Genomic DNA, 9759 nt, shown 5'->3' on the forward strand with positions numbered 1-9759 from the left:
CCCGGGCGCCCAGGTTGCTTCAGGATACTTCAGATTTCTTCATGGGTCTTAAGTCGTCGCCGGGTTCGAGACGCGCTTACGCTTTCTCCGTTGGTCGAGACCGTCCAGTCCGATCGAAGCCAACCGAAACCGTTTCCAAATGCACGGTTCGACCGGGAGAGCCCATTGCCAACCCACCTCGCCGCCCAAGCTGCGCGCGGCTGTTCGCAGCACCATGTCCTAATCGTCGATGACAATGCGGACATCCGGGGGCTGATCGTCTCGCACTTCGAGACGTATGGGATCTACACGATCGGCGTGGCCCAGCACCAGCAACTGGCCCGCTACGCTGCCGACAACAGGCCGGATCTGGTGATCCTGGATCTGTCGCCGCCGCATGGCGGCGGGTTTGAGCTCCTGCGCGAACTCCGGTCGGGCTCGGGCTCGGCGATCATCGTGACCGGGCAATGCGGCGAGGAGGCCGACCGGGTCGTGGCGCTGGAACTCGGCGCCGACGATTATGTGACCAAGCCCGTCGGACTGCGCGAACTCTTGGCCCGATGCCGGGCCGTGCTGCGGCGCCGCAGCACCGATCACACCGTGCCGGAACAGCACCAGGAGCCTTCGGGATATCGTTTCGGCCCATGGCATCTGGACAAGTATCTCCGGCAACTGAGCCGGTCCGACGGACACAGGGCTATGCTGTCGAAGACCGAATATGCGTTGCTCGTGGCCCTTCTGGAGGCGCCGCAGCGGCCGCTCACCCGCTTGCAGCTGAAGCGGGCGACCCGGATTCATGACGACATCACCGACCGGGCGATGGATGTCCAGATCCTTCGGTTGCGGCGAAAGTTGGAGATCGACATCAGGTCGCCAAAGATGATTCGAACAGAACGCGACATCGGCTATGTCTTCACCCTGCCGGTGACAGAAACCTGAGATTATAATGTTAGGTAATCAGCCGCTTCTCTGACCAATCTTCGAATGAGGACAGCGTCTGGAAAGACGCTGTCCTTTTTCGTGGCAAAGCGGCCTTCCCGATGATGGATGGCGGTCACCTGGCCGATGGTCCCGGCCTCTGCCCAACACCATGGCGCAGCACACGACAGCCGGTACGCAATCCATCCCGTCCCGGCATGTCCGCACGGCAGGCGGGCGCCGTACGCGCCCATGGACGGCGGCCTTCGCACCAAAAATCGTGTTTGTTTCAATGGCAATCATTTGCAGATCCTCATGTTACACATCGAATATAATTCCGAAATTCTCAGTGATATTGATTTGTGGCCTTGGAAAAAACGGTTGCCGAACGGAAAATCGCAGAACTCAAGGAATTTTGTTTAACATAACGTCGCGCCTTGTCTTGCAGATACAGGGCCGACCAGCATCAGGAGGAAACGATGACCAAGTCCATGACCCTCGGCCTGGCGATCCTGGCCAGCGTGGTTTCGCTTTCGGCAGCGGCCGTCGCGTCGACCGGCAATGTGAGCGGCAACGCCATTCAGACGCAGTCGAGCGCGACCCCCAAGACCACGGCCGCGTCGGCTGACACGGCCAAGACGCATGGCGGTGTCCAACTGGCCGGTTGCCGCCGCGACTGCCTGTAATCCGCCGGCGACGACCTCAAGACTCTGCGTATTCACAATCCACGCCTTGTATCGCGGATACAAAGCCAACCAGTGTAGGGAGACTATCGATGATCAAGTCCATGTCCGTCGGCCTGGTGATCTTGGCCAGCCTTGTCTCGATCTCGGCCGCAGCGGTCGCGTCGACCGGCAGCTTGAGCGGAAACACCATTCGCACGCAGACGAGCGCGACGTCCAAGACCAGTGCCGCCTCGACTGACTCGGCGAAGACGCACAGCGGTCTGCAGCTGGCCGGCTGCCGTCGCGACTGCCTGTAATCCGCAGACTGCGGATTTATAATCGGCAGCCAGACCGTTCGCGATATGGAAGGCCCGGGGACCACTGTCTCCGGGCTTCCTCGTTTTCATTGAACTTTGCTTTCAACGATCGCTCAGGTCGTGCCGCGCTCGATCAGCTCGGGTTCGATGGTGATCGACTGCTGCAGGCTGCGGCCTTCGATCCGGTCGATCAGCATGCGCATGGCGGCGTCGCCCAGATCCTGCTTGGCGACATGCATGGTCGACAGCGGCGGGTTGACCAGCCGGGCCGGCAGGATGTCGTCGCAGCCCAGGATGGCGATGTCGCCGGGCACCGTCAGCCCCTTATCGTGGACGACCGACATAGCGCCGATGGCGACCAGGTCGTTGTAGCAGATGATGGCATCGATCCCGGTCCCGCTCTCCGACAGGCGGCGGGCCGCGGCGATGCCGCCCTCCAGGTTCGGCGTCGTCGCTTCTTCCAGCGTCAGTTCCAGCCCCTGTTCGGTCAGGGCATCGATGATGCCGGCCCGGCGCATGCGGCCGGAATAGGAGGTGGCGAGGCCGCCGATATAGGCGATGCGCCGGCGGCCGCGGCCGATCAGCAGCCGGGTCGCGGCGGCCAGGCCGGTGCGGAAGTCGATCTCGATGGTGCCGGCGATGCGGCGCGACATCGGCCGGTTGATCAGCACGGCGGCGCGGTGCGGCTCGATCGCCTGCTGCAGGCGCTTGTCGTCCAGCCGCGCGCTGCAGACTATGACGCCGTCGACGCGGTGGTCCAGCAGCGTCGCCAGCACCTCCGCCTCCCGCTCCGGGTCCTCCACCACATTGCAGGTCAGCAGCGTGAAGCCGCGGGCCCGCGCCGCCAGCTCGGCCCCCTTGATGATCTCGGGGAAGAACGGGTTGCCGATATCAGGCACCACGATGCCGACGGTGAAGGACCGGTCGCCCTTCAGGCCGCGGGCGAAGGTGTTGGGGCGGTAGGCCAGGGTGGTCGCCGCCGCCAGCACCCGGGCCTTGGTCTCCTCGCTCGCCCCGCCGCGGCCGTTCATCACCCGCGATGCCGTCATGGTCGAAACGCCGGCGGCCGCCGCCACATCCGACAGGGTGGCGCCGCGAGGCGGCGGGGGCTTGACGGTGCGTTGCATGTTATCGTTAACGGAGTCTTGGGTCGTTTCGGCCGGGCGGGGGCCGTTCCTTCAATTGAATACGTAGAATTTTCGTATCCGGCAAGCCCTGTTGACGAGAGTTAACGTTAACGGTATCAAGTCGAACATAAGATCGAGAATCGATGCAGATGGGAGGATTCCAGATGGGCGTGATGAGACATGCGCTGTGGGGCGCGGCCTTGGTCCCGATGATCCTGCTGGGCGCGGGGGCCTCCGCTGCCGACTATCACGAGGCACCGACGCTGACCGCCGAGGTGACGGCCGGCAAGCTGCCGCCGCTGGACCAGCGGCTGCCGGAGCATCCGCTGGTGGTCAAGCCGCTCGACCAGACCGGCAAATACGGCGGCACCTGGCGGCAGGCGGTGGTCGGCGGGTCGGACGGCGCGCTGGAGCGGGGCATCGGCTACACCCGGCTGGTGCGCTGGAACCCGGCCTGGACCGACGTGGTGCCCGACGTCGCCGAATCCGTCGACACCAATGACGACGCCACCGCCTTCACCTTCCATCTGCGCAAGGGGATGAAGTGGTCGGACGGGTCGCCCTTCAACGCCGACGACCTGATGTTCTGGTACCAGGACGTGCTGATGAACAAGGAGCTGACGCCGGCGGTGCCGCGCTGGCTCCAGGCCGGCGGCCAGCCGGTGACGGTCGAGAAGGTCGACGACGAGACCGTGATCTTCCGCTTCGCCAAGCCGAACGGCCTGTTCCTGCCGACCCTGGCATCGCAGTTGGGCGCCGACATCCTGGCGGCGTCGCCGAGCCATTATCTCAAACAGTTCCACAAGAAGTATAACCCGGACGGCATCGACGCCCTGGTCAAGGCGGCCGGCGTGCCGAACTGGAACACCCTGTTCCAGAACAAGACGGCGCAGCAGAATGCCAGCCGCTGGCGCGATGTCGGGCGCCCGGTGCTCGACCCCTGGGTGCTGACCGTGCCCTATAACGGCACGACCCAGGTGGTGGCCGAGCGCAACCCCTACTTCTTCAAGGTCGATCCGGACGGCAACCAGCTGCCCTATATCGACCGCGTCACCTACGACATCGTCGGCGACACCCAGGGGCTGGTGCTGAAGGCGATCAACGGCCAGCTCGACATGCAGTCGCTCGGCCTCGACGGCATCGAAACCCAGGCGGTGCTGGCCCAGCATCGGGACCAGGGCGGCTATCGCCTGTTCCGGGCGCGGCCGGCCTATTCCAATTCGATGCTGATCTGCCTGAACGAGACGGTGAAGGACGAAAGCCTGCGCAAGGTGTTCCAGAACCGCGACTTCCGCATCGCCCTGTCGCTGGCGATCAACCGCGACGAGCTGAACCAGCTGATCTATGCCGGGCTGTCCCAGCCCTACCAGGCGGCGCCGCGGCCGGACATGGCGCTGTATGACGAGACCATGGCCAACCAGTACACGGAATACGATCCAGCCAAGGCCAACCAGATGCTGGACGCCGCCGGCTTCGACAAGAAGGATTCGGACGGCTTCCGACTGGGACCGGACGGCAAGCGCATCTCCTTCGCCATCGATGCCCTGGCCTCGCGCAAATACCATGTCGATGCGCTCGAGCTGATCCGGAAATACTGGCGCGACGTCGGCATCGACATGCAGGTCAAGGCGATCGAACAGTCCTTCATCTTCGCCCGCTCGCTGGCCAATGACGAACAGGGCCAGGTCTGGCTCGGCGGCGGCGGCTACGACTTCCTCGGGCTGCTCGACCCGAAATGGTACTTCCCGTCGAGCGACCAGTCGGCCTTCGGCTCCGCCTGGGGCATCTGGTACCAGAACCCCAAGGACCCGAACGCGATCGAGCCGACCGGCCCGGCCCGCGAGCAGCAGGAGCTGTATGAGGAGCTGAAGGCCCAGCCGACCACGGCGCGCCAGATCGAGGTGATGAAGAAGATCCTCGCCATCACCCGCGACCAGTTCTGGGTGATCGGCACGGTCATGGCGCCGGACAATGTCGGCGTGGTGAAGACCAACATGAAGAACGTGCCCGACGAGATGCCGGACACGGTGTTCTACCTGACGCCGGGGCCGACCAACCCGGAAACCTACTTCTACGAGTAATCGGGCCGCCCCTCGAACAGCCGAACCGGGATCGCGATGCTTCGATTTCTGCTGCGCCGCCTGATGTACATGGTCTTGACGCTGGCGGCGGTGTCCTTCGTCGTGTTCATCGTCATCCAGCTGCCGCCGGGCGACTTCCTGACCAGCTATGTCGCCCGGTATTCCGAGCAGGGCGGGGTGGTCGATGCCTCGATGCTGGATTCGCTGCGCGCCCAGTACGGACTCGGCCAGCCCTGGTATATCCAGTACTGGCGCTGGATTTCGAACATCGTCTTCTCAGGCGATTTCGGCCAGTCCTTCGAATGGAACCAGCCGGTCGCCCTGCTGATGTGGGACCGGCTGGGCATGACCCTGCTGCTGTCCTTCATCACCTTGATCGTGACCTGGGCGATCTCGCTGCCGGTCGGCATCTACAGCGCGGTGCGGCGATATTCGACGCTGGACTATATCGTCACCTTCCTCAGCTTCCTCGGCCTGGCGATCCCCAGCTTCCTCTTGGCCCTGGTGCTGATGTTCGTACTGTCGCGCTTCCTCGGCGCCGATTCCGGCGGCTTCTTCTCCGCCGAATACATCAATGCGCCCTGGGGCTGGGGCAAGGTCGTCGACCTCGCGGCGCATCTGTACCTGCCGGTGTTCGTGCTGGCGGTGCACGGCACCGCGTCGCTGGTCCGGATCATGCGGGCCAATCTGCTGGACGAGCTGAACAAGCCCTATGTCACCACCGCCCGGGCGGCGGGGCTGCCGGAGATGACGGTGCTGCTGCGCTATCCCGTGCGGGTCGCGCTCAACCCCTTCGTCTCGACCATCGGCTGGATCCTGCCCAACCTGGTCTCCGGCACCGTCATCGTCGGGGTGGTGCTCAGCCTGCCGACCGCGGGGCCGCTGCTGCTCGGCGCCCTGCTGACCCAGGACATGTACCTCGCCGGGTCCTTCATCCTGATGCTCAGCGCCCTGACGGTGCTCGGCAGCTTCATTTCCGATCTGCTGCTCGCGTGGCTCGACCCACGCGTGCGGCACATGTGAGGGAGGGCGCCATGGCCATCGCCCAGCCGACCTCTGCTGCAGCCCCGGCACTGCGCTCGCGCAGCGCCGAACGGGGCCAGTGGAGCCTGATCTGGCGGCGCTTCCGGCGGCACAAGCTGGCCTGCTGGAGCGGCGTGGTGGTGATCGGGATCTACCTGGTCGCGGCCTTCGCCGAGATCATCGCCCCGACCGGGCCCGACACCTACAACTCGCGCTACACCTACGCGCCGCCGCAGATGCTGCGCTTCGGCGGCCACGACGCCCAGGGCAATTTCGTGCTGGCCTATGTCAACGGCATCAAGAGCACGGTCGACCCGCTGACGGTGCAGCGCGTCTATGTCGGCGACCCCAAGGCGGTGATCCCGGTCGGGCTGTTCGTGAAGGGCGAGCCCTACTATCTCCTCGGCCTGATCCCGTGGGACCGGCACCTGATCGGGCCGGTCGACCCGAAGGCGCCGTTCTACCTGTGGGGTGCCGACCGGCTGGGCCGCGACGTGCTGTCCCTGACCATCCACGGCGCCCGCATCTCGATGTCGATCGGCCTGGTCGGCGTCGCCATCAGCCTGTTCCTGGGCATCCTGCTCGGCGGCATCTCCGGCTATTACGGCGGCTGGGTGGACGAGGTGGTGCAGCGCACGATCGACCTGCTGAAGTCGATCCCGACCATCCCGCTGTGGATGGGCCTGGCCGCCGCGATCCCGACCAACATCGCGCCGCTGATGGTCTATTTCTGGATCACGGTGATCCTGTCGCTGATCGGCTGGACCGACCTGGCGCGCGTCGTCCGCGGCCGGTTCCTGGCGCTGCGGACCGAGGATTTCGTGCTGGCCGCCCGCCTTGACGGCTGTTCCCGCCAGCGGGTGATCTGGCGGCACATGGTGCCGTCCTTCATCAGCCACATCATCGCCTCGGTGACGCTGGCGATCCCGGCGATGATCCTGGCCGAAACCGCGCTCAGCTTTCTCGGCATCGGCATCAAGCCGCCGGTGATCAGCTGGGGCGTGCTGCTGAAGGACGCGCAGAACCTGCTGGCCGTGACCACGGCGCCCTGGCTGTTCGCGCCGGGCATCGCCGTAGTCGTGGCCGTGCTGGCCCTCAACTTCCTGGGTGATGGGATCCGCGATGCCGCCGACCCCTACAACTGAACCGCGCGCCAATCCGGCCGCGCCGGTGCTGGACGACGGCCTGCTGCTGCGGGTCGAAGACCTGCAGATCCAGATCGGCACCGAGGACGGGCTGATCCGCCCGGTCGATGGCGTCAGCTTCGAGCTGCCGGCCGGCAAGACCTTGTGCATCGTCGGCGAATCCGGCTCGGGCAAGAGCCTGACGGGCCGGGCGCTGATGAACCTGCTGCCCGACCGGGTGCGGATTGCCGGCGGGCGCATCACCTATCGCAGTGCTGCGGGGCCGCTGGTCGATATCGGCAGCCTGCCGCCGCGCGGCCCGGCGATCCGCGCCATCCGCGGCGCCGAGATCTCGCTGGTGTCGCAGGAGCCGATGGCGGCGCTGTCGCCGGTCCACACCGTCGGCCAGCAGCTCGACGTCGTGATCCGCCAGCATATGGGGCTGAACCGCAAGCAGGCGCGCGACCGGGCGCTGGAATGCCTGAACGATGTCGGCATCCCGCGCCCGGCCGAGCGGCTGGACAGCTATCCCTTCGAATTCTCCGGCGGCATGCGGCAGCGGGTCTGCATCGCCCTGGCGCTGGCCTGCGGCCCCCGGCTGATCATCGCCGACGAACCGACCACGGCGCTGGATGTCACCACCCAGGCCAACATCCTCGACCTGTTCAAGAAGCTGCAGGCGGAGCACGGCCTGTCGATCCTGTTCATCACCCATGACCTGGGCGTGGTGGCCGATGTCGCCGACCAGGTCGCGGTGATGTATCTCGGCAAGGTGGTCGAAACCGGGACGGTCGACGAGATCTTCTACGACCCGCGCCACCCCTACACCCAGGCGCTGCTGAAATCGGTGCCGACCCTGTCGCGCCAGCGGGTGCGGCGGCTGGCGGCGATCCGCGGCCTGGTGCCGTCGGCCTTCAACCGGCCGACGGGCTGCGCCTTCCACCCGCGCTGCGACCAGGCGATCGCCGGCGTCTGCGATGTGCGCGAGCCGCCGCAGGTCGTGCTCGGTGCCGGCCGCACCGCGCGCTGCGTGCTGCAGGAACGCGCCGACCCGGCGCCGTCGATCAGGAGCGCCCTGCATGGCTGAGCTTGCGCCGCAAAACCTGCTTCAGGTGCGCGACCTGGAGATGGTGTTCGCCCCCCGCGTCCGCATGTTCCGGTCGGGCCGGTCCAATCCGGTGCGCGCGGTCGACGGCGTGTCCTTCGACATCCGCCAGGGCGAGACGCTGGGGCTGGTCGGGGAATCCGGCTGCGGCAAATCCACCGTCACCCGCTGCCTGCTGGGCGCGCACAAGCCGACGGGCGGCCACATCGCCTATCGCGACCCGCAGGGGCGGGAGGTCGACCTGGCCACCCTCAGCGAGAAGCAGCGGCGGCCCTACTGCACCGACCTGCGCTTCGTGTTCCAGGACCCGCAGGCCTCGCTCGACCCGCGCATGACGGTGATCGACATCATCAGCGAGGTGCTGCGCGTCAATGGCCTGGCGACGAATCGCGAGATCCCCGGCCTGGTCGCCGGGCTGATGGAGCGGGTCGGCCTGCGGCCGGAATATGCCGGCCGCTACCCGCACGCCTTCTCCGGCGGCGAACGGCAGCGCATCGGCATCGCCCGGGCGCTCGCCACCCGGCCGCGGCTGGTGATCCTGGACGAGGCGGTGTCGGCGCTGGACGTCAGCGTCCGGGCCCAGACCCTGAACCTCTTGAAGGATCTGCAGGAGGAATTCGGGCTGACCTACCTGTTCGTCAGCCACGACCTCAGCGTCATCCAGTACATCTGCGACCGCGTCGTGGTGATGTATGTCGGCCAGATCGTCGAGATCGCCAAGATCGACGAGCTCTACACCCGGCCGCGCCACCCCTACACCGAGGCGCTGCTGTCGGCGCTGCCGGTGCCCGACCCGCGGCGACAGCGCCAGCGCCGGCGCATCCAGCTGAAGGGCGAGGTGGCGGACCCTGCCAACCGGCCGTCGGGCTGCGCCTTCCATCCACGCTGCCGCTTCGCCACCGATCTCTGCCGCACCACCAAGCCGCCGCTGCAGGATTTCGGCGGCCACGCCGCCGCATGCCACTACGCCGCCGACCTCGATCTCAGCGGCGTCCTCTCCGATCAGAACCAGCAGGTCGCACATGCCTGACATCATCCGCCGCTTCGACAACCGCAACCGGCCGATCCTCGAACACGATCCGCGCATGGCCAGCGTGTATTTCAACCTGGTCGTGCTTCAGCCGGGCGAGGCCTTCGAGACGTCGCTGCCGAAGCATGAAAGCATCGTCGCGGTGCTGTCCGGCACGGTCGACATCACGGTGGACGGCGAGGTGTTCGCGGCTGTCGGCCGCCGTGCCGACATCTGGTCGGGCCCGGCGGATTCGGTCTATGCCCCGGTCGGCAGCGCCATCCGCATCACCGCAGGGGCGGGGCCGGCCGAGATCGCCATCGGCGGCGGGCTGAGCACGGAGCACCACGCCGCCTTCCGCATCCCGCCGGAAGAGGTCGCGATGGTCGATGTCGGGTCGCTGGGCACGCA

The 9759-nt window shown here is 66.3% G+C and carries 10 protein-coding genes; 9 read left to right on the top strand and 1 reads right to left on the bottom strand.

Going from position 1 to position 9759, the window contains the following annotated elements; translation table 11 throughout:
- The first annotated feature begins 165 nt into the window (after positions 1 to 165).
- From AC3XYG_RS09790 to AC3XYG_RS09800, 3 genes are all read left to right on the top strand, one after another.
- Entirely contained in the window at positions 166 to 918 is a 753-nt protein-coding gene (locus AC3XYG_RS09790; protein WP_489139635.1) for a response regulator, read from the top strand.
- 458 nt (positions 919 to 1376) lie between these two features.
- Positions 1377 to 1583 (top strand): hypothetical protein, encoded by a 207-nt coding sequence (locus AC3XYG_RS09795; RefSeq protein WP_489139636.1) that lies wholly within the window; start codon positions 1377 to 1379, stop codon positions 1581 to 1583.
- Positions 1584 to 1672: 89 nt separating this feature from the next.
- Positions 1673 to 1879, top strand: coding sequence for a hypothetical protein (locus tag AC3XYG_RS09800; protein WP_489139637.1), 207 nt, complete (start codon positions 1673 to 1675; stop codon positions 1877 to 1879).
- Between the two features lie 113 nt (positions 1880 to 1992).
- Here AC3XYG_RS09800 and AC3XYG_RS09805 read toward each other — a convergent pair whose 3' ends face one another.
- Positions 1993 to 3006, bottom strand: coding sequence for a LacI family DNA-binding transcriptional regulator (locus AC3XYG_RS09805; protein ID WP_489139638.1), 1014 nt, complete (start codon positions 3004 to 3006; stop codon positions 1993 to 1995).
- 164 nt (positions 3007 to 3170) lie between these two features.
- On the opposite strand from AC3XYG_RS09805, the gene AC3XYG_RS09810 reads away from it, so the two are divergent.
- The 6 genes from AC3XYG_RS09810 to AC3XYG_RS09835 form a co-directional block, all read left to right on the top strand.
- Entirely contained in the window at positions 3171 to 5087 is a 1917-nt protein-coding gene (locus AC3XYG_RS09810; protein WP_489139639.1) for an ABC transporter substrate-binding protein, read from the top strand.
- Positions 5088 to 5123: 36 nt separating this feature from the next.
- Positions 5124 to 6110, top strand: coding sequence for an ABC transporter permease (locus AC3XYG_RS09815; protein ID WP_489139640.1), 987 nt, complete (start codon positions 5124 to 5126; stop codon positions 6108 to 6110).
- A gap of 11 nt (positions 6111 to 6121) precedes the next feature.
- Complete coding sequence (locus tag AC3XYG_RS09820; RefSeq protein ID WP_489139641.1) at positions 6122 to 7255, top strand: ABC transporter permease; 1134 nt, start codon at positions 6122 to 6124, stop codon at positions 7253 to 7255.
- Positions 7233 to 8321 carry an ABC transporter ATP-binding protein gene (locus tag AC3XYG_RS09825; protein WP_489139642.1) on the top strand — a complete coding sequence of 363 codons (1089 nt, stop codon included), beginning with the start codon at positions 7233 to 7235 and terminating at the stop codon, positions 8319 to 8321. The genes AC3XYG_RS09820 and AC3XYG_RS09825 overlap by 23 nt, the downstream gene beginning before the upstream one ends.
- A complete protein-coding gene (locus AC3XYG_RS09830) occupies positions 8314 to 9369 on the top strand; it encodes an ABC transporter ATP-binding protein (protein ID WP_489139643.1) in 1056 nt (351 codons plus the stop codon). Before AC3XYG_RS09825 ends, AC3XYG_RS09830 begins: the two co-directional genes overlap by 8 nt.
- A partial coding sequence (locus AC3XYG_RS09835; RefSeq protein ID WP_489139644.1) for a 5-deoxy-glucuronate isomerase occupies positions 9362 to 9759 on the top strand: 398 nt, incomplete at its 3' end. The genes AC3XYG_RS09830 and AC3XYG_RS09835, both read left to right, overlap by 8 nt.

Source organism: Inquilinus sp. (assembly GCF_057815775.1).

Excerpts from the sequence above, each read along its gene's own strand:
- AC3XYG_RS09795 (WP_489139636.1), top strand. The coding sequence starts at position 1,377 with ATGACCAAGTCCATGACCCTCGGCCTGGCGATCCTGGCCAGCGTGGTT.
- AC3XYG_RS09800 (WP_489139637.1), top strand. The coding sequence starts at position 1,673 with ATGATCAAGTCCATGTCCGTCGGCCTGGTGATCTTGGCCAGCCTTGTC.
- AC3XYG_RS09805 (WP_489139638.1), bottom strand. The coding sequence starts at position 3,006 with ATGCAACGCACCGTCAAGCCCCCGCCGCCTCGCGGCGCCACCCTGTCG.
- AC3XYG_RS09810 (WP_489139639.1), top strand. The coding sequence starts at position 3,171 with ATGGGCGTGATGAGACATGCGCTGTGGGGCGCGGCCTTGGTCCCGATG.
- AC3XYG_RS09815 (WP_489139640.1), top strand. The coding sequence starts at position 5,124 with ATGCTTCGATTTCTGCTGCGCCGCCTGATGTACATGGTCTTGACGCTG.
- AC3XYG_RS09820 (WP_489139641.1), top strand. The coding sequence starts at position 6,122 with ATGGCCATCGCCCAGCCGACCTCTGCTGCAGCCCCGGCACTGCGCTCG.
- AC3XYG_RS09825 (WP_489139642.1), top strand. The coding sequence starts at position 7,233 with ATGCCGCCGACCCCTACAACTGAACCGCGCGCCAATCCGGCCGCGCCG.
- AC3XYG_RS09830 (WP_489139643.1), top strand. The coding sequence starts at position 8,314 with ATGGCTGAGCTTGCGCCGCAAAACCTGCTTCAGGTGCGCGACCTGGAG.